17 protein-coding genes are annotated in these 20708 nt (G+C 56.3%); 16 read left to right on the top strand and 1 reads right to left on the bottom strand.

From position 1 onward, the window contains the following. Nucleotides 1-174 precede the first annotated feature (174 nt). From FPZ45_RS20965 to FPZ45_RS20955, 3 genes are all read left to right on the top strand, one after another. Nucleotides 175-1131 (top strand): ABC transporter permease, encoded by a 957-nt coding sequence (locus tag FPZ45_RS20965; protein ID WP_425457034.1) that lies wholly within the window; start codon nucleotides 175-177, stop codon nucleotides 1129-1131. A gap of 54 nt (nucleotides 1132-1185) precedes the next feature. After that, a complete protein-coding gene (locus FPZ45_RS20960) occupies nucleotides 1186-2094 on the top strand; it encodes a carbohydrate ABC transporter permease (protein WP_144706166.1) in 909 nt (302 codons plus the stop codon). Between the two features lie 115 nt (nucleotides 2095-2209). Beyond that, nucleotides 2210-3886, top strand: coding sequence for an extracellular solute-binding protein (locus tag FPZ45_RS20955; RefSeq protein WP_144706164.1), 1677 nt, complete (start codon nucleotides 2210-2212; stop codon nucleotides 3884-3886). 501 nt (nucleotides 3887-4387) lie between these two features. Here FPZ45_RS20955 and FPZ45_RS20950 read toward each other — a convergent pair. Beyond that, nucleotides 4388-5059 (bottom strand): hypothetical protein, encoded by a 672-nt coding sequence (locus FPZ45_RS20950; RefSeq protein ID WP_144706163.1) that lies wholly within the window; start codon nucleotides 5057-5059, stop codon nucleotides 4388-4390. A gap of 153 nt (nucleotides 5060-5212) precedes the next feature. On the opposite strand from FPZ45_RS20950, the gene iolD reads away from it, so the two are divergent. The 13 genes from iolD (at nucleotide 5213) to FPZ45_RS20885 (ending at nucleotide 20681) form a co-directional block, all read left to right on the top strand. Then, a complete protein-coding gene (iolD, locus tag FPZ45_RS20945; RefSeq protein WP_144706161.1) occupies nucleotides 5213-7078 on the top strand; it encodes a 3D-(3,5/4)-trihydroxycyclohexane-1,2-dione acylhydrolase (decyclizing) in 1866 nt (621 codons plus the stop codon). Nucleotides 7079-7093: 15 nt separating this feature from the next. Then, the gene (iolE, locus tag FPZ45_RS20940; RefSeq protein WP_144706159.1) at nucleotides 7094-8011 is read left to right on the top strand and encodes a myo-inosose-2 dehydratase; all 918 of its coding nucleotides are present in this window, start codon (nucleotides 7094-7096) and stop codon (nucleotides 8009-8011) included. Next, nucleotides 8008-9018 carry a 5-dehydro-2-deoxygluconokinase gene (iolC, locus tag FPZ45_RS20935; protein ID WP_144706157.1) on the top strand — a complete coding sequence of 337 codons (1011 nt, stop codon included), beginning with the start codon at nucleotides 8008-8010 and terminating at the stop codon, nucleotides 9016-9018. Before iolE ends, iolC begins: the two co-directional genes overlap by 4 nt. Nucleotides 9019-9059: 41 nt before the next feature. Then, complete coding sequence (locus FPZ45_RS20930; protein WP_144706155.1) at nucleotides 9060-10505, top strand: CoA-acylating methylmalonate-semialdehyde dehydrogenase; 1446 nt, start codon at nucleotides 9060-9062, stop codon at nucleotides 10503-10505. A 41-nt stretch (nucleotides 10506-10546) separates the two neighbouring features. Beyond that, on the top strand, nucleotides 10547-11578 hold the full coding sequence (gene iolG, locus FPZ45_RS20925; RefSeq protein ID WP_144706154.1) for an inositol 2-dehydrogenase: 1032 nt from the start codon (nucleotides 10547-10549) through the stop codon (nucleotides 11576-11578). Nucleotides 11579-11597: 19 nt separating this feature from the next. After that, nucleotides 11598-12422, top strand: a complete 825-nt coding sequence (gene iolB, locus FPZ45_RS20920) for a 5-deoxy-glucuronate isomerase (protein ID WP_144706152.1) — start codon at nucleotides 11598-11600, stop codon at nucleotides 12420-12422. A gap of 81 nt (nucleotides 12423-12503) precedes the next feature. Then, nucleotides 12504-13520, top strand: coding sequence for a LacI family DNA-binding transcriptional regulator (locus FPZ45_RS20915; RefSeq protein ID WP_144706150.1), 1017 nt, complete (start codon nucleotides 12504-12506; stop codon nucleotides 13518-13520). A gap of 292 nt (nucleotides 13521-13812) precedes the next feature. Then, entirely contained in the window at nucleotides 13813-15786 is a 1974-nt protein-coding gene (locus tag FPZ45_RS20910; protein WP_246120532.1) for an ABC transporter substrate-binding protein, read from the top strand. A 98-nt stretch (nucleotides 15787-15884) separates the two neighbouring features. Further along, on the top strand, nucleotides 15885-16883 hold the full coding sequence (locus FPZ45_RS20905) for an ABC transporter permease (protein WP_144706148.1): 999 nt from the start codon (nucleotides 15885-15887) through the stop codon (nucleotides 16881-16883). 2 nt (nucleotides 16884-16885) lie between these two features. Continuing rightward, entirely contained in the window at nucleotides 16886-18031 is a 1146-nt protein-coding gene (locus FPZ45_RS20900) for an ABC transporter permease (RefSeq protein ID WP_144706146.1), read from the top strand. 28 nt (nucleotides 18032-18059) lie between these two features. Further along, complete coding sequence (locus FPZ45_RS20895) at nucleotides 18060-19124, top strand: ABC transporter ATP-binding protein (RefSeq protein WP_144706144.1); 1065 nt, start codon at nucleotides 18060-18062, stop codon at nucleotides 19122-19124. Beyond that, nucleotides 19121-20152, top strand: coding sequence for an ABC transporter ATP-binding protein (locus FPZ45_RS20890; RefSeq protein ID WP_144706142.1), 1032 nt, complete (start codon nucleotides 19121-19123; stop codon nucleotides 20150-20152). Before FPZ45_RS20895 ends, FPZ45_RS20890 begins: the two co-directional genes overlap by 4 nt. Next, a complete protein-coding gene (locus FPZ45_RS20885) occupies nucleotides 20133-20681 on the top strand; it encodes an HAD family hydrolase (protein ID WP_144706140.1) in 549 nt (182 codons plus the stop codon). Before FPZ45_RS20890 ends, FPZ45_RS20885 begins: the two co-directional genes overlap by 20 nt. Nucleotides 20682-20708 lie beyond the last annotated feature (27 nt).

Below are 20708 nucleotides of genomic sequence, written 5' to 3'. Positions count from 1 at the left end.
CTGCGATTCGTGGCCGGGAGACGGCGAAATGTCCCCCGAAAATCGGGAGAAAGGGATGCAAAAACACCGAATTGTACCTATCCGAAAAGCATGGAAATGTCCTAATATCAAGCACAGAAAGCGCTATCATAAGCCGTTCACCGAACAGGAGGGATCATTCTGCAATCGTCCGAGATTTTGGAAAAACAAACGTTAAAGCGCATTCGGAGAACGCGGGAGGGATATGCGGCTCAGGCGGTCAAAAGCCTTAAAAATCATTGGCAGCTCTACTTGCTCATCCTGCCTCCTCTGCTGTTTTTTCTAATATTCAAGTATTACCCGATGGCTAACGCGGTGCTGGCATTCAAAGATTTTAATGTTATTAAAGGCATTTGGGGCAGCCCGTGGGTCGGCCTCAAACACTTTGAATTGTTTTTCGAAAACCCGATTTTCTGGACCTTGCTCAAAAACACACTGCTGCTTAGCTTCTACCTTCTACTAGCGGGCTTCCCGATTCCGATTCTGCTCGCGCTCATGTTGAACGAAATACGCAGCGGGCGATTCAGGCGCGTCGTCCAACTCGTCACGTTCGCCCCGTATTTCATCTCTACCGTCGTCATGGTGTCCATCCTCATGCTGTTCTTGGCGCCGAGGCTCGGTTTTGCGAACGTCGCGCTCCAGCATTTCGGATTAGAGCCGATCAATTTTCTGGGCGAGCCGGGCATGTTCAGATCGATCTACGTTTGGTCAGAAATTTGGCAGACTGCGGGTTATTCGGCAGTCATCTATTTGGCGGCGCTGGCCGGCATCGATCCGACGCTGTATGAAGCGGCCAAAGTAGATGGGGCGTCCCGGCTGCAGAAAATCATCCACGTCGATCTGCCCGGTATTCTGCCGACCGTTACGATTATTCTGATCTTAAACGTCGGCAATGTCATGACGATCGGCTTCGAGAAAATTTATTTGCTGCAAAACTCGCTTAATCTGCCTGCATCCGAGGTCATCGCAACTTATGTCTACGGTATGGGCCTGCTAAACGCCAATTACAGTTTTGCGACAGCCGTCGGATTGTTCAACTCGGTGATCAACCTGATCCTTCTCGTGACAGTAAATACCCTAGCGAAGCGTCTATCCAACACGAGCATCTGGTAGTAGGTGCAGCGGGCATTTCGTCGCAATCCAAGTTCAAGTAAGGAGAGAGTTCACATGGCTATATCCGCAGCGGCGCCACGGCGCAAAATCCGGGAATCGGCCGGCGACCGGACGTTTATGATCGCAATCTATGCGATTTTGACCGTCGTGTTGATCGTCGTTCTTTATCCGCTCATCTACATTCTCAGCAGTTCCATTAGCAGCCCTACCGCCGTCACTTCGGGACAAGTGTGGCTGTGGCCGGTGGATATTTCGTTCAAAGGTTTCGAGACGATCTTTCGAACGCCTCAGATCATGACCGGATACGGCAACTCTTTGTTCTATATGACGGCAGGCACGATCGTCAGCGTGATCCTAACCATCATGCTGGCCTATCCGCTGTCCCGAAAATCGTTCTTCGGACGGAGCGCGATCCTTATGCTCGTCACGTTCACGATGTTGTTCAACGGGGGATTGATTCCGACCTATATGGTCGTCAAGGAACTCGGACTGATTGACTCCCGCCTAGCTCTGCTTATTCCGAACGCGGTATGGGTATGGCAGGTCATCATCGCGCGGTCTTTCTTCCAGTCGACGATTCCGGGGGAGTTGATTGAAGCGAGCGAGATTGACGGGTGCAGCGACTGGCGTTTTCTGGCCAGCGTCGTCATCCCGCTCTCCAAGCCGATCATCGCGGTGCTCGTACTCATGTACGCGGTCGGACAGTGGAACGCCTATTTCGACGCCCTGATCTACTTGAAATCCGATAAGCTGTATCCGCTTCAACTCGTCCTTCGAAGCATCATTATCCAGAACAACAGCGCCGGCGTCATGGACCCGAGTATTCAGGTGCAGAGAGCGCAGATGGCGGAGCTGCTCAAGTATTCGCTGATCGTGGTTGCGACGCTTCCGGTGCTCGTCATTTATCCATTCGTGCAAAGGTTTTTCGTGCAAGGGATGCTCGTCGGCTCGGTCAAGGGCTGATTCCCCGTCCGCTGTACACTTCGTTAAGGTGGTGAGTCGGATGTAAATTCGGAAGTCTTCGAAACACCGATTTGGTATACTAAATTCCAACATGCAAAGGGGAGCAACGATCGAAATGAAAAAAACGGCATGGAGTCTGTTATCGGTCTTACTCGTGTTTAGCCTCTTGCTCGCAGCCTGTTCGGGGGGCAACAAAGGCAATTCCGGAACCAACAGTTCGCCTTCTCAAGGCGCTTCGGCTCCGTCGGAAAATCCGTCCAAACCTGTGGAGATTAGCGTTTTTGCCGTCCAGGAGCAAGGCATCGACCTGGCGACCAACAAGTTCACGAAATTCGCCGAAGAAATGTTCAATATCAAATTCAAGTTCGAGACAATTCCGTCCGACGGCGCCAAAGAAAAGCGCCAAATCTCCCTTGCCAGCGGGGATTATCCGGATGCTTATATTTTGACGCACTACTATGATCAATTCTCGCAAGCCGATCTGCTGAAATTCGGTAAACAAGGCGTCATCGTGCCGCTGAACGATCTGATCGACCAATACGCGCCGAACATCAAGGCGGCAATGGAAAGCAACATCGATCTGCGAACGTTGAATACGGCTCCCGACGGCAATATTTACGGTCTGGGTGCTTATACGCAATGCTTCCACTGTTCTTATCCGAACAAGATGTGGATCAATACAAAATGGCTTGAAAAGCTGAACCTGCAAATGCCGACGACGCCGGAAGAATTCAAGAACGTGCTGAAGGCATTCAAGACTCAGGACCCGAACGGCAACGGCAAACCGGACGAGGTGGCGTTGAGCGGCTCCACGGAGGATTTCGGCGTTCGAGTCCTGCCGTTCCTGATGAATCCGTTCGTCTATAACGACGATCGCAACTATTTGAATTTCACGAACGGCAAGGTGGAATCCGCCGCGATCAAGCCGGAATGGAAAGCGGGCTTGGCTTATGTCAAATCGCTTTACGACGAAGGGCTGATCGATCCGGGCGCATTCACGCAAAACTCGGAAGCGTTCAAAAAAATCGGGGAGAACGCGGACGCTGAAATTCTAGGCGCAGCTGCGGGCATGCATCCGGCTATCTTCGTGAACTTGGACGGTCCTCGCTCCCCGGATTACAATCCGGTTCCTCCGCTTACGGGTCCGGGCGGTTCCATGGCCACTCACGACAATGGCGGGGCATCCCCTGGCGCGAAGTTCGTCATCACGAACAAAGCAAGCGAAGAGGCAAAGGTGGCTCTCATAAAGCTTGCCAACTATATGTACACGCCGGAAGGCCAAACGAACGGCGGCAGCGGTATGAAAGGCATCGACTGGGAAGATCCGGCACCGGGCGACATAGCTTTGGGAGAAGGAGTGACGCCAGTGGTGAAGCCGATTCCAACCAAGACGGGCGAGACGCCGCACAACGCCGGCTGGAGCGGCATGGGACACTTCTACATGCCGAAAGAATATCGCGATAGCTGGGTGCAAGGCACGGATATCTACGATCAGGCGAACTATGAGCGTCGGTTGTACCAAGCGACTCTGCTCTATCAAGGGCACGAGCCTAAAGAACTGTTCCCGATCTGGGCTCTTTGGGTCGATCCGGCGACTGTTGACGAGTCGAGCATGCTGCAGACGAACATCCGCAATTACATCGAGCAGAACGCGCTTCAATTCGTAACAGGGAATAAGGATCTGGACAGAGACTGGGACGCCTACGTCAAAGGGCTGCAAAACCTGAAGCTGGACCGCTATATTGAAATTCTTCAAACGGCATATGACAACACGATGAAAGCTTCTTCCTAAGTCAAGGAGCCGAGGATAGAATAAACGAGTCGGGCGCTTCTTTGCGAAGCGCCTGATTCTTTGACAGTATAATATTTATAAGTTTCCGGAGGTGAAGCAGGTCTTCATCTTTTTCGTTTTTTCTGGGTTCCTGGGGTAATTAGTGATGAAAAACATCGTACTTCCGCCTTGTGGGGCGCTGATGGGTAGCAAGTACGATGAAAAACATCGCTAAGAGGATCGAGCCGCCTCTTTTTGTTCGTCTCCGGGGTGAATAGTGATGTAAAACACCGTTCTTCCGCCTTGTGGGGCGCTGATGGGTAGCAAGTACGATGAAAAACATCGCTAAAAGGAGCGAACATACTCAAAAGGACCGTCAGGGAACGAACTTATCCCTGACGGTTTTTCTTAGAGGGACAATATCGTGACAACGCGCCCCGGTGCCGTCGCCATTCATTTCCGATAGAGGCAGCTTGGCGCAGAGACATTCGGATGGACCGACTTCGGCGTACAAATGAGCGATCAAGCGTACGAGGCTAGCAAAGCATTCATGCGTACCGGGATCTCCCCACGTAGCTCCTTCCAAGAGACGAATATGTCGTCCGACAGCTCGGCCGGTACGTACTCGAATGAAGGCTGGAAGGCAAACGTGCGCAAGATCCGCTCCGATAGCGCGTCGTCTGCCGGTCCTGTTTTGAAGGTTCCGCGGAACATTTCGGGCTCGAGCAGGCCGTCCTTTCCGGCTTCCTCCAGGCAGCAGGATTCCACGTTCGGAAGCAGGCGGAACAGCTCCTCCATCGCAGCCATCGCGTGTTTGCCGGGCTGAACGTACACCTTCGTCCGGCCATCCTCCGTCATGTTGCTGTGGTCGCGCATCAGCCCGACCATGTAGCGGCCGTGGAAGCTGACTTCGCAGCTGCGAATCCGTCCGTCATGGCCGACGTAAATCCAGACGTGCTCCAGGTCGTATAAGTGCTGGATATCATAGTCCCAGTAGACGGCGTACTCGACGACGAGTGCCGTATGCTCCGGATCAACGACGACTGTACGGTCGAATGAAGGAGAAAGAGCCGTCTGTTCGAATACGGTCACCCCGATCCGGATCGGATCGAAAGGCTCGTTCCGGTCGACGCACAGAATCGGAGCGAGTCGCAGAACGGTTTCTCGGTGCGGGAAATCGGCGGATAAAGTCATTTTGGACGGCCTCCTAAAAAAGTAGATTGATTTTGGCTGCGCTTCGATGTATGATTTGATTAAGCGCTTTACCTATTATTATACATGGCATTAACTAATTATAAAAGCGCAATCATTATAAGCGCTTAACAATTTTAGATCGGAGATAACCTAATGACGACGATTCGCTTGACGATGGCGCAAGCCCTGCTGCGGTTCCTCGATCGGCAATACGTTTCCGTCGACGGTATCGAAACGAAATTCGTCACCGGGGTCATGGGCATTTTCGGCCATGGCAACGTGACTGGCATTGGCGAGGCGCTCGAGCGCAGCCCTGGGAGCCTCGTCTACGTGCAAGGCAAGAGCGAGCAAGGAATGGCGCACGCGGCGACCGCTTACGCCAAACAATCGCTGCGCAGGAAAATCTACGCCTGTACGTCCTCGATCGGCCCTGGCGCTCTAAACATGGTGACGGCCGCCGGGACGGCGACAGTAAACCGGATTCCGCTGCTGCTTCTGCCCGGCGACAACTTCGCTTCCCGGCAACCCGACCCGGTGCTCCAGCAGCTCGAAGCTAGCCACGACTACACGATCTCGGCGACCGACTGCTTCAAGCCCGTGAGCAAATATTGGGACAGGATCGTCCGTCCCGAGCAACTGATGACCGCGACGCTGAACGCGATGCGGGTACTCACAGACCCGTCAGAGACAGGTGCGGTGACGCTCGCTCTTCCGCAGGACGTTCAGGCCGAAGCTTACGACTATCCGGCTTCCTTCTTCGAGAAGCGCGTCCACTGCGTCGACCGTCAAGCTCCGACGGCGGAGGCTCTCCGCCAGGCGACCCGGCTCGCGACCGGCGCGAAACGGCCGCTTATCGTCGCCGGTGGCGGAGTGCAATACTCAGGCGCCGGGGAAGAGCTGGCGGCGTTCGCCGAGAAGTTCGGCATTCCGGTCGCGGAGACGCAAGCGGGCAAAGGCTCGCTCCCATGGAACCATCCGCTGTACGTCGGAGGCATCGGGGTGACCGGCTCCCGGACCGCGAACCGGCTGGCACGCGAGGCGGATTTGATCATCGGCATCGGGACGCGGTATTCCGACTTCACGACAGCGTCGAAATCCGCTTTCGTTCATCCGGAAGCACGATTCCTGAACTTGAACGTCAATCGGATGGATGCCGTGAAGCTTGACGGAACGGTTTTGGCGGGAGACGCCTTGGAGTCGATTCGGCTGCTCGGCGAGGCTCTCACGGAAGCAGGCTACGCTGCTTCTTACGGTGACGGGGAGATCGCGGCGCAACGCCGAGAATGGAACGGCGAGGTCGACCGGTTATACGCGGTCGAACGGAGCGACGGATTTGCCCAAACGAGAGCGCTCGGCGTCATCAACGAGACGATCGACGAGAGCTCGGTCATCGTCTGCGCCGCGGGCAGCTTGCCCGGAGACCTTCAACGCGTCTGGCGGACCGGCAATTCCCGCGGCTACCACATGGAATACGGCTTCTCCTGCATGGGCTACGAGGTCAGCGGAGCGTTCGGCGTTGCGCTGGCCGAGCCGGATCGCGAAGTGTACGCGTTCGTCGGGGACGGCAGCTACCTGATGCTGCATTCCGAGCTCGTCACGAGCTTGCAGGAAGGTCGGAAATTCACCGTGCTGCTGTTCGATAACCACGGCTTCCAATGCATCCATAACCTGCAGCGGGGCCACGGCAGCGACGGCTTCGGCAACGAGTTCCGATACCGCGAGCATTCGACGGGACGCTACTCTGGCGAGACGATGCTGATCGATTTTGCGGGCCACGCCCGCAGCCTCGGAGCGGCCGCCTACAAGGCGAGCACGGCGGAGGAGTTGCGGAACGCCCTGGAGCAAGCGAAGGCGGAGACGAGAACGACGCTGATCGAAATATCCGTGCTGGCGGGCACGAACACGGACGGCTACGAATCCTGGTGGAATGTCGGCGTTCCCGAAGTGTCCGAGAGCCCGAAGGTCGTCGAGGCGCACCGGAAGATGGAAACCCGCAAATCGCAAGCAAGAGCCTATTAAGAGGGGGAAACGCGGATGGTTCGATTTCCTTTTCGCCTGGGCGTGCATCCGATCAACTGGGTCGGGGAAGACGTCAAGGAGCATGGAGACGACACGACATACGAAGAAATTATGGACGACATACAGGCGCTCGGCTTGACCGGGACGGAGATGGGGCGCAAGTTCCCGACCGAAGTTGCGACGTTGAAAAGAGAGCTGGCCAAACGGAACATCCAATTGGTCTCGCAATGGAAATCGGTGCTGTTTTCCGATCCGGCTTACCGGGAGCGGGAATTGGAGGCGTTCCGGAAGCACGCCGAATTTCTGAAGGACTTGGGCAGCAACGTGATCAGTACGTGCGAGGTCGGCGGTTCGCTGCATTTCGATCCGCGCCGCACGCCTAACGAACGCGAAGTGCTCCGGCTGGACGACGCGGGCTGGGCTTCCCTGGCGGAAGGCCTGAACGCGGCGGGCCGGATTGCCCGCGGCCTCGGCATGAAGCTGACGTACCACCATCACGGCGGCACGGTCGTCGAGAGCCCGGAGGAGATCGACAAGCTGATGGCGCTAACGGATCCGGAAGCGGTTTTCCTACTGTACGATACCGGTCATGCGTTGTATGGAGGCTCGGATCCGCTGGAGCTGCTCAAGAAGCACTACGACCGTATCGCGTACGTTCATCTGAAGGACGTTCGCCTCGCCAGGCTGACGCAGGCGCGCGAAGCCGGATGGGACTTCGTCACCTGCATCCGCAACGGCGTATTCACCGTACCGGGAGACGGCCACATCGATTTCCGCCCGATCGTGAACGAATTGATCGAACGGAATTACGGCGGCTGGGCGCTACTCGAAGGCGAGCAGGATCCGGCGGAGCACCCGGCCCGCGCTTACGCGGCCAAGGCGCTAAGCTACCTAGTCTCCATTCTCGAAGCGAAAGAAGGCGAGAGAGCATGACGGGCGTTGCTTTTCCCATCGGCAGAAGCTTCGATTTTACGGCCATCGGTCGGCTGTGCATCGACTTGAACGCGAACGAAATCAACCGGCCGATGGAGCAAACGATGACGTTTACGAAATACGTCGGGGGTTCCCCCGCGAACATCGCGATCGGCATGAGTCGGCTAGGGCATCGGACCGCGTTTATCGGTAAAATCGCCAACGACCAGATGGGGCGGTTCATCCGCGGCTATCTGGACAAGGAAGGCATCGACACCCGCAACGTCGTCGACGATCGGACCGGGGCTGTGACGGGGCTTGCTTTTACCGAAATCATGAGCCCGACAGACTGCAGTATTCTAATGTACCGGGACAACGTCGCCGACTTGAAGCTCAGTCCGTCGGAAGTGGACGAAGAGCTGATCGCGAGCAGCAAGGTGCTGCTCGTCTCCGGCACGGCGCTCGCCGCCAGCCCTTCCCGGGAAGCAGTGCTTCTGGCCGTCGACTACGCGCGCAGGCATGGCACGATCGTCGCGTTTGATCTCGATTACCGGCCGTACACGTGGAAGTCGGAAGAGGAGACGGCAACGTACTACAACCTGGTGGCCGAGAAGAGCGACATTCTGATCGGCACGAGAGAAGAATTCGACTGTACCGAGAAGTTCGAGCACAATCCGGATCGAAGCGACCGCTATACCGCATCGAAATGGTTTGGCCACTCGGCAGACATTGTCATCATCAAGCACGGCAAGGAGGGCTCCATCGCTTACAGCGCGGACGGTGGAGAACATCGCGCTCGGTCGTTCCCGGCGAAGGTGGTCAAAACGTTCGGGGCTGGCGATTCCTACGCAGCGGGCTTCCTGCACGGGCTAATGAGCGGCTGGACGATCGGCAAGAGCATGGAATACGGAAGCGCCGCCGCTTGCATCGTCATCTCCAGTCACAGCTGCTCCGACGCGATGCCGACGGTTTCGCAAGTCGACGACTACATCGAACAGTGCGCTCGCGGCGAGATTACGGCCAACTAACGACGGCGAGCAAGAGCAACTTACGGAAAAGAGGGAACCGTGTGACCGCAACGCTGAAAAACTGGATCGGAGGCGAATGGATCGAATCTTCCGCTTCTGCTTACGAGAACGTTTACAATCCGGCGACGGAAGAGATCGTCGCCCGCGTGCCGCTGTCCCCGGCGGGAGACGTCGATACGGCGGTCCGGGCCGCCAAGCAAGCCTTCGCGACCTGGAGCCGTACGCCGGTTCCGCGACGAGCGAGAATTTTATTCAAGTACCAGCAGCTTCTCGTCAAGCACTGGGAAGAGCTGGCCCGGCTCATTACGAAAGAGAACGGCAAAAGCTACGGAGAAGCGTACGGGGAAGTGCTGCGCGGCATCGAATGCGTCGAATTCGCCGCCGGAGCGCCGAACCTGCTCATGGGCAAGCAATTGCCCGATATCGCGTCAAACCTGGAATCCGGCATGTACCGGTATCCGATCGGAGTCGTTGGAGGTATTACGCCGTTTAACTTCCCGATGATGGTGCCTTGCTGGATGTTCCCGCTGGCGATCGCCTGCGGTAACGCGTTCGTACTCAAGCCATCGGAACGGACGCCGCTGCTCGCGAACCGGCTGGCCGAGCTGATCCACGAGGCAGGCCTTCCTGCCGGCGTGCTAAACATTGTCCATGGCGCGCACGACGTCGTGAACGGGCTGCTCGAGCATCCCGGCATTCAGGCGATCTCTTTCGTCGGCTCGCAGCCGGTCGCCGAGTACGTCTACAAGACGGGCGCTGCGAACGGAAAGAGAGTACAGGCGCTGGCCGGCGCGAAAAATCATTCCATCGTCCTTCCGGACGCTGACCTAGATCTGGCGGTCAAGGAAATCCTCAACGCGGCGTTTGGCTCCGCGGGCGAACGGTGTATGGCCTGCGCTGTCGTCGTCGCCGTCGGAAGCATAGGCGACGAGCTCGTGAACCGGCTGTCCGCCGCGGCGGACGCCATCACGATCGGCAACGGTCAAAGTGAAGGCGTCTTCCTCGGACCGATCATCCGTTCGTCGCACAAGGAACGCACGCTTGGCTATATCGCGTCCGGTGAGCAGGAAGGCGGCGTTCTCATACGGGACGGACGCAAGGACGAGGCCGCTGGGCAAACCGGCTACTTCGTCGGTCCGACGATCTTCGACCACGTAAGCTGCGAGATGAAGATCTGGAAGGACGAGATTTTCGCTCCGGTGCTGTCCGTCATGCGGGCGGATTCACTGGAGGAAGCGATCGAGATCGCTAATCGCTCGGAGTTCGCCAACGGAGCTTGCTTGTTCACGGACAGCGGAAGCAGCGTGCGCCAATTCCGCGAGACGATCGATGCGGGCATGCTGGGCATCAATCTGGGCGTTCCGGCCCCGATGGCGTTCTTCCCGTTCTCCGGCTGGAAGAAGTCGTTCTACGGCGACCTTCACGCGAACGGAACGGACGGGGTCGAATTCTATACTCGCAAAAAAATGATGACCGCCCGTTGGTAAACCGGGACACGACTTTTGGTAAGAAGAGGATGGCAACTTACATGAACAAAATCAGAATCGGCAACAAGATCAGAATCGGCGTCATCGGCGCAGGAAGAATAGGCAAAATTCACGTAGACAACATCAAGCGGCACCCTCGCGCGCAGATCGCGGCTATCAGCGACTTGTACGTGGGCGATGAGCTTCTTGAATGGGCGGCATCGCGGGGCATCCCGCTGGTGACCCAAGACAGCGAAAACATCTTGACGAATCCGGACATTGACGCCATATTCATCTGCTCTTCCACGGACACGCACGTTCAGCTCATCAAACGGGCAGCGCAGGAAGGCAAGCATGTGTTCTGCGAGAAACCGATCAGCATGGACTACCGGCAGACGGAGGAAGCGCTGGAGGCGGTCCGGGCGGCGGGCGTGAAACTTCAAGTCGGCTTTAATCGGCGGTTCGACCATAACTACAAGCGCATCCGCGAGCACGTGCAGGCGGGAGCGATCGGAGACGTTCAGCTCGTTAAAATTACGTCCCGCGACCCCGCGCCGCCTCCGGAAGAGTACATCGAAAGCTCGGGCGGCATGTTCATGGACATGATGATCCATGATTTCGACATGGCGAGGTTTCTGTCCGGGCTTGAGGTCGAAGAAGTATACGCCCAAGGCGGCGTCCTAATCGACCCTGTATTCGGCAAGCACGGCGACGTGGACACGGCGATCGTCACGCTGCGATTCGAAGGAGGAGCGCTCGGCGTCATCGACTGCAGCCGCAAGGCCTCCTACGGCTACGATCAGAGAGCCGAGGTGTTCGGTTCGAAAGGCAGCGCGGCTTCGGCTAACGATCACCCGAGCACGGCCGTGCTCAGCACGGAGAGCGGCGTCTGGAGCGACAAGCCGTTGCACTTCTTCCTCGAACGCTACGAAGCCGCTTACTTCGCGGAGACGGAAAGCTTCGTCGATTGCTTGCTGCAAGGAAACTTGGCGCCGGTTGACGGTAACGACGGCCTGGCGGCGGAACGGATCGCGTTAGCCGCGAAAATGAGCCTGCAGAAGAACCGTCCGGTGAAACTATCGGAAATCATGTAAGCGAAAGGAGATGCTGCTTTTGAGCCGTTTGATCGTAAGCCCTGGGAAGCCGGCCGACGGCGCGACGCCTATGGTGTCCGTCTCACCTGAATCGGCGGGTTGGAAGTACGTCGGATTCGAGACTTACCGGCTGAAGGCCGGGGAGAAGTTAATCCGGTCGACGGAGTCGAACGAAGTCTGCCTTGTGCTGGTCGCGGGCAAAGCGCACGTCAAGACGTCCAACCGGGAGTGGCGTGACGTCGGGCAGCGGATGAGCGTGTTCGAAGGGAAGCCGCCGTCCGCAGTCTACGTTCCGAACGGCGACCGGTACGAGGTCGAGGCGATCACCGAGCTGGAGCTCGCGGTATGTCAAGCACCGGGCTACGGCAATCACGCCGCCCGCCTCATTCTGCCCGAGCAGATCGGCGTAGAAGTTCGTGGGCAGGGAACGACGCAGCGCTTCATTCACAACATTTTGCCCGAACAGCAGCCTGCCGACAGCCTGCTCGTCGTCGAAGTGTTCACGCCCGCGGGCCATTGGTCCAGCTATCCGCCGCACAAGCACGACAAGGACGCGCTTCCCGAGGAATCGCTGCTCGAAGAGACGTACTACTACCGGGTTGAGCCCGAGCAAGGGTTCGCGATTCAGCGCGTCTACACGGATGACCGTTCCCTCGACGAGACGCTGGCCGTCAAGGACGGCGAAGTCGTACTCGTACCGGAAGGCTATCATCCCGTGTCGGCTCCGCCAGGGTATCAAGTCTATTACTTGAACGTCATGGCCGGTCCGACCCGCACCTGGAAATTCCGGAACGATCCGGATCACGAGTGGATCGCGAAAGCCGGGCAAGTACCGGCCAAGTAACGAATTCCGTCTTGCATTGTAAGAAGAATCGTCGGATAATGACCAGAAAGAACCTATATCCGAAGATGAATGAGGATGGCTATGAAAACAACCACGATCTATGACGTCGCCAAGGAAGCGGGCGTGTCCATCGCGACCGTCTCGAACGCGATAAACGGGAAGGGCAAGGTCAGCAAGAAAAAGCGGGACGAAATCTTCAAAGTGATGGAGAGGCTGCAATACCAGCCCAGCGTCATCGCCTCCGCTCTGATGGGAAAGAAGACGTACACGCTCGGCTTGCTCATTCCGGACGTCTCCAACCCCTTCTTCTCCGAGATCGCAAGGACCGTGGAAGATCTGGCCCATTCGGAAGGGTATAGCGTCATCGTCTGCAGCACGGACAATCGGAACGAGCGGGTGGAGAAGTACTTGCGGCTGCTCGAGCAGAAAAGCGTCGATGGCATTTTGATCGGGACCGGCATGGAAAACGGAGAGTTGCTCACGCAGTTGGCCGAGAAGTCCGTTCCGATCGTCATGATCGCGCGGGAATCGGCTGATGTCTCGGCGCACAGCGTGCTGACGGACGACTTCAAGGGCGGCACACTCGCGGCGGAGCACCTGCTCGAGCTCGGCCACCGGCGTATGGCGATCGTCTCGGAAAATTTCGAAGTCAGCAGCAGCATCGAACGGGTTAGAGGTTTCCGCTTCGCGTTGTTCGAGAAGGGAATCGGGCTTGAAGACGGCAGCATCGTCTCGAGCGATTCCAGTATCAAGGCGGGGAAAAAAGCGGCCGAGACACTGCTGCAAGCGACTGAACGGCCGACCGCGATATTCTGCGTCAATGACATTCTCGCCATCGGCGCCCTGCAAGCCGCCAAGGAAGCGGGGATCCGGGTTCCGGAGCAGCTGTCTATTATCGGCTTCGACGACACGATCCTGTCGACGGTGACCAATCCGGCGCTCACGACGATCGCCCAGCCGATGGACCAGATGGTAAAGCTGGCATTCGGGCTGCTCATCAAGGACGCGGATGGAGACGATGCGATCCGCCAACGGATCGTCATGTCCCCCGAGCTGATCGTTCGGGAGTCGACGGGGAAGCCGACACTCGAAGCTTAAAACGGCGCATAAGTTACACGTGTATTTCAGCCAATTTATAAAGCGCTTACAGCAAGCGTTTACATAGCGTAACTTGGGATCTGTAAAGAAAAGTCATGCTAAATTTTACATCCATATTAAACCGGTTTAACAATCGAAGGTTAAGCTGAATGGGACAATACGCGATCGCGCGACGTGTTCTGTTAAACCGGTTTAACTCCATTGGGGAGGTGAGACGGATCGGCTAGAAAGGCAATGCGCAAGTGGGAAAGGAAAGATTAGCCAATCTCAATTTATTCATGGAGGGGTTCTCTTGAAAAGAAGTAGAGGGTTCATGATTGCGCTTGTGAGCATGGTCGTATTCGTAACAGGGTGCTTCGGGGGAAACAACGCCGAGACCAGCAAAGAATCGAAAGCGGTAGAATCTCAAAAGCCGAAGGAAGCGGCGGTCGCTCCCGGCGAAGCGGGCGGCGGCAAGGAAGCGCCGATGCTGGCCGAGCTCGTGAAAGCCGGCAAGCTTCCTCCGCTCGAAGAACGTCTGCCGGTCGCATCCGACATTATGATCGAGCCTGTTGTAGAAGAAATCGGCCAATTCGGCGGCGATTGGAACATGTCTTGGAAGGGCCCTGCCGATAAATGGGGCGTCGGTATGATAAACGAAGAAGCGCTCTTCCGTTTCAATAAGGAAGGCAAAGCTGTCGAACCAAACGTCGCGAAGGGCTACGAAGTCAACGATGATTCCACCGTCTTCACGATTCATCTGCGCGAAGGCATGAAATGGTCCGACGGCATGCCGTTCACGGCCGACGACGTCCTGTTTTACTGGGAGCATATGCTGACAAAGGAAACGTTCGGCAAGAAGATCTATGACGCTTACTATTCGGTTGATCCGGTTACCGGCGACAAAGCGCTTGCCGAAGTGAAGAAAGTGGACGACTACACGTTTACCGTGACGCACAAATACCCGAGCGTTCAGTTCCTCGAGCGCGTCGCGATCGACAACAAATGGTTTTTCGCTCCAGCGCATTTCCATAAGACGATCCTGCCGGAATTCGTCGGCGACGCCAAGACGCTCGAAATCACGAAGCAATGGGGCTATGAAGATCCGAAGCAGTTCCTCGTCGAGACGGGCTACTACTTCTGGCTGCATCCCGAAATCCCGACGCTAGCTGCTTGGGTAGCTAAGACAGACGCAAACAGCGAGCAATTCGTCATGGAGCGTAACCCGTACTACTGGAAAACGGACTCCGAAGGCAACCAACTGCCTTATATGGACCGTATCATCGAGAACCAAATCCAGGATCCGAGCCAACAGCTGCTAGGCACGCTGGCCGGCAAATACAACTTCGCGACGTTCGACACTGCGAACTTCACGGTCTTAAAGGAAAACGAGAAAAAAGGCGACTTCCGCGTCATCCCTTGGACACAGCCGACCTGGTCCAGCGCGGGCGTCCAATTGAACCAAACGACGAAAGATCCGAACCTGAGTAAGCTGTTCCAGGACATCCGCTTTAGAGAGGCGCTCTCGATCGGCGTTAACCGTCAGGTCGTAACGGACATCGTCACGAGCGGCTTGGGCGAGCCGATCCAGGCTTCCGTTCCGGAAGGCGTTATCGGCTATCAGGAAGGCTGGGCACAGCATTGGGCCGAGTTCGAACCGGAACGTGCCAATCAGTTGCTCGACGAGATCGGTCTGACGAAACGCGACAAGAACAACTTCCGCATGTTCCCGGACGGCTCCGACTTGACGCTGACCGTGTTCGAATCCGATACGAATAAGAGCGCGTTCCTCGAGTTGCTTAAGAAGTACTACGAAGATATGGGCCTGAAAATGAACGTGAAGATGGTGGAAGGCGGCGCGCTCTTCGACCTGAAGTACGCGAACGAAGTGCCGATCCATACGGAGAACATCTCCGTCGCGAACGTGGCTTTCCGTCCGGACACGATGGTTCCGCTGCGCATCATTACACCTTGGTTCGGTCACTACGGCCTGTATACCCAATCAGGTGGTACGGAAGGCGTGAAACCGGAAGGCGACGTGGCGGCAATCCTCGACAACTGGAACAAAATCAAGGCAAGCAAGAGCAAGGAAGAGATCGATCAACTCGCGAACGAAATCTACAAGCTGCACATGAAGAACCAATGGGTCATCGGCTACGCCGGCCCGACGCCGATGCTGCTGGTCGCATCGAACAAGCTGCGCAACATTCCGGAAGGCCTCGTATGGGCCGACGAATACCGCACGGTAGGTCACGCGCATCCGGCGCAATTTTTCCTTAAGCAATAAGGCATGTCTTGCAACGGGCCGGAGACGGGGGAAAGAGCTTCCCCCGTTGCCGGTTTCCGGATACGGGGTCCAACAGCAATGGAGAGGATTGGGTATGCATGCTCCAATATTCAATTAAGCGGATCGTAATGGCGATACCCGTCGTCATTTTCATCTCCTTCATCGTGTTCTATATCATCCAACTGCCTCCGGGCGACTACGTCTCCAGCTACTCCGCTCAGATGACGGCGGCCGGCGAGATCATGACGCAGGATGATATGGACCAGATGCGGGCGAATCTCGGTTTGGACCGGCCGGTCTACGAGCAATACGCGATATGGATCAAGAAAATCGTGTTCGAAGGCGACTTCGGCTATTCTTTCAACTACAACAAGCCGGTTATCGACGTCGTCAAGCAGTACATGGGACTGACGCTCGTCGTCTCTATCGTGACGATGCTTTTCCAATACCTCGTGGCGATTCCGATCGGAATCTACACGGCGGTTAAGCAATATTCCGCGGGAGATTACTTTTTCTCCGGCCTAAGCTTTCTGGGCATGGCAACGCCGAACTTTCTGCTCGCGATCATTTTGATGTACTTTTCCTACACGTGGTTCGGAGATCCGCTGCTCGGCCTATTTTCCGACGAATACGTCAACGCGGCTTGGTCATGGGACAAAGTCGTCGATTTGCTCAAGCATCTCGTCATTCCAGTCATCGTCATTGGTCTCGCCAGCACGGCGGACCTCATCCGCGTCATGAGGGGACAGATGCTGGACGAATTGAACAAACCGAACGTCGTTACCGCAAGATCCAAAGGGTTGTCCGAAACGAAAATTTTGTTCAAGTATCCGACGCGAGCGGCACTTAATCCGATCGTCAGCACGTTCGGCTGGTCGCTGTCCTCCATATTCACCGGCTCGACGATTACCGCTATCGTATTGAACCTGCCTATACAGGGGCCTGTCATGTATAAAGCGTTGCTTGGTCAGGATATGTATTTGGCCGGATCCTGGCTGCTCTTCATGGCTTTGCTAACCGTGTTGGGAACGTTGATCTCGGACATTTTGCTGGCCTGGCTCGATCCCAAAATCCGCACAGAGTTCAGAGGTAACTAGAGATGAGAACTTTACCTATATTCAAAAGAGCCAAGACGGAAGCTTTCCTTGAGAGCGCGGCCAAAGACATCAATTACAGCTCGCAGTGGAAACTCATCTATATGAAATTCAAGAGGCACAAGTTGGCGCGAATCAGCCTGATCGTATTGGGCGTTCTATATTTCGTCGCTTTGTTCGCCCAATTCATAGCACCGTACAGCTTGCAAAGCTACGACAGCAAGTACGTGAACGCGCCTCCGATGACGCTGCGGTTCGTGGATGCGGACGGCAAGTTCCATCTTCGGCCGTTCGTCTACGAGCTCAAGTCAGCTCGAGACCCGGATACGATGCGCAAAATTTTCGTCTCGGACACGGAGAAGCGTTACGCTTTGAAATGGTTCGTCCAAGGCGAGGAATACAAGTTCCTCGGCATGTTCAAGACGAAACTTCACCTATTCGGCGTAGAGCAGCCCGGACGACTGTTTATGTTCGGCACGGACGCCATGGGTAGGGATATGTTCTCCCGGATCGTGCTCGGAAGCCAAATCTCGCTCAGCATTCCGCTTGTCGGAGTGGGGATCAGCTTCGTGCTCGGTCTCATCATCGGCGGCATTTCCGGTTATTTCGGAGGCTGGCTCGATTCGATCATCCAGAGAATTATCGAGATTATCCGCTCGTTCCCAACGCTGCCGCTCTGGATGGCGCTTTCCGCGGCTATTCCGCCTCGGGTTCCGGTCGTGACTATGTATTTGTACATCGTCATCATCTTCGCGCTTATCGGCTGGACCGACCTGGCGCGCGTCGTTCGAGGCAAGTTCATCTCGCTCAAGAACGAGGACTACGTCGTCGCGGCGAAAATCGCCGGCGTCGGCAATACGAAAATCATCGTGAAGCACTTGCTGCCCGGTTTTATGAGTTATCTAGTCGTGGCGACAACGCTCGCGATCCCCAATATGATTCTCTCGGAAACGGCGATGAGCTTCCTGGGTCTTGGGATTCGTTCGCCGGCGACGAGCTGGGGAGTACTGCTTCAGGAAGCGCAGAAGGTTGAGAACGTGGCGCTCTATCCGTGGAAGCTCATTCCGCTAGGCATCGTCGTTCTGACCGTTCTCGCTTACAACTTCCTGGGCGACGGACTTCGGGACGCCGCCGATCCGTACAAGAAATAGCCGATTTTAGAACAAGCGAGGGGATAGCATGACGACACAAACGGCGCAAGCCGCATGCAAAGCCGACGACGGGCAACCGCTGCTGTCCGTGCAGGATCTGAAAATTCGCATTCAGATGGACAACGGCGTCATGCAGGCGGTCGACGGAGTCGATTTCGAGATTAAGAAGGGCAAGACGCTCGGACTGGTCGGCGAGTCCGGCTGCGGCAAGAGCTTGACGAGCCGGGCCATCATCGGCATCAATCCGAAGGAGTGCGAGACGACGGGAGTGATTAAGTACGATTTGGCGTCCGAGGGCAGCGCGAGCGATCCAATCGACCTGTTGTCCCTCGATCCGAAGGGCAAGCGAATCCGTTCGATCCGCGGCAACAAGATCGCGATGATCTTCCAGGAGCCGATGACCGCATTCTCGCCGATGTATACGATTGGCAACCAGATGGTGGAGATGATCCGGATCCACCGAACCAAGAACAAGAAGGAAGCGAAAAAAATCGCGCTGGAGATGCTCGGAAAAGTCGGCATATCGGACCAGGAGAAGCGATTTGACCAATATCCGCACGAATTTTCCGGCGGGATGAGGCAGCGGGCGATGATCGCCATGGCGCTCTCCTGCAATCCGGAGCTGCTCATCGCCGACGAGCCGACGACGGCTCTCGACGTGACTATCCAAGCCCAGGTGTTAGAGTTGATGCAGTCGCTGCAGCGCGAATTCGGCATGGCCATCCTGCTCGTGACGCACGACCTGGGTATTATTGCGGAGATGTGCGACGAAGTGGCGGTTATGTACCTCGGCAAGATCGTCGAACAGGCACCGGTGAGAGAAATTTTCTACAATCCGAAGCATCCGTACACGAAAGGGCTGCTTAAGTCGATGCCAAGACTGGGCGGAGAGAAGAGTGTTCGGCTCGATTCGATCGAAGGCTCCGTGCCGATGCCGATCGATATGCCTCCGATGTGCGGGTTCTACGAACGTTGCACGGACCGGATAGAAGGCGTCTGCAACGCGCGGTCGGTACCGAAGACTCGCATCTCCGACGATCATTCGGTGAGATGTTTTCTGTATTCGGACCAGCAGAGAGGAGAAGCACAATGAGCAAGCCCATTCTCGATGTCGTCAGCCTGAACAAAAGCTTCGAAGTGAAATCCAAGAAAACGTTATGGGGCAAACCAACCCGCGTACAGGTGCTGCAGGATATCTCCTTCCAGCTGTACGAAGGGGAGACGCTCAGTATCGTAGGGGAATCGGGCTGCGGCAAGACGACGCTCGGTCGCTGCATCGTGAAAGGAATTTCCGCTTCCTCCGGTGAAGTGAACTACATGACGGAAGAAGGCGACACCGTCGATTTCCTGAAATTGAAGGGCAAGGAAGCAAAGAAGCTGCGCAAGGATATTCAGATGATTTTCCAGGATCCGTATTCCTCGCTTAGCCCGAGAATGAGCGTGTTCGACATTATCGCGGAGCCGCTTGTCGCCAACTTCAAGCTGAAGAAGTCGGAGATCGAGGAGAAGGTCGCGGAGATCGCAAGCCAGACCGGTCTGAATGTCAGCTATTTGCGGCGTTACCCGCACGCGTTCTCCGGCGGGCAGCGGCAGCGTATCGCGATCGCGCGGGCGCTCATCATGCAGCCTCGGCTGATCGTCTGCGACGAGGCGGTATCCGCCCTCGACGTGTCGATCCAGGCCCAGATCATCAATCTGCTAAAGGACTTGCAGGAAAGCTTCAAGATTACGTACATTTTCATCTCACATGACTTATCAATCGTTCAGAACATATCGGATCGCGTCGCGGTCATGCACTTGGGCAAGGTCGTTGAGCTCGCTCCGTCGGAAGCGATGTTCTCCCGTCCGTTGCACCCGTACACCGAGGCGCTCATGTCCGCCGTGCCCCAGCCCGATCCCGAGCGGAAGAAGGATCGGATCATCCTGGAAGGGGAAGTGCCTAACCCGGCCAACCCGCCGAGCGGCTGCCACTTCCATCCGAGATGCGCGTATCGGACGGACAAATGCGTTCAGCAGGTGCCGGAGTTGCGCGAAGTCGACAATGGGCATTTCTCGGCTTGCCATTACGCCGGAGAGTTAAACTTGAAGGGAGTCCAAGCCAATGAAGCCAAACGAGCCTAAAAAACTGATTATATTCATGGATTGCGGAGATACGATCATCGACGAGGGAACCGAAATTCGGGACGACGAGGGAACGGTGATCTCTGGCAGCGTCATTCCAGGAGCGGACGTTGCGGTGAAGACGCTGGCCGAGCGCGGCTACCGGCTGGCCATCGTGGCCGACGGCACGGCGCAATCGTTCAAGAACCTGTTGACGAGCAATGGGTTGATCGACTATTTCGAGACGTTGATCTATTCAGAGACGATCAAGGCGTTCAAGCCAAGCGCACGCATGTTCAAGGCGGCGCTCGGGGCGATGGAGCTGACCGAAGCGGACATCCCGAACATTATCATGGTCGGGAACAACCTGAGCCGGGATATGAAGGGAGCGAACCGGCTCGGCATCCGGAGCGTCTTTCTCAGATGGACGCCGCGGTATCCGAAGACGCCTGCGGACGAATCGGAAATGCCTTCATACACGATCGACAATCCGATGGATCTCGTCGAACTGGCGGAACGGTTGAATCAAGAGATCGCGGACGCAAGCTGATCGCGGTTGGGCAACTCGTAGCAGACG

This window comes from Cohnella terricola (assembly GCF_007786475.1).
GTDB classification, from domain to species: domain Bacteria; phylum Bacillota; class Bacilli; order Paenibacillales; family Paenibacillaceae; genus Cohnella; species Cohnella terricola.
The sequence above is the reverse complement of the archived record's forward strand: the minus strand, read 5'-3'. Positions and strand labels throughout refer to the sequence as shown.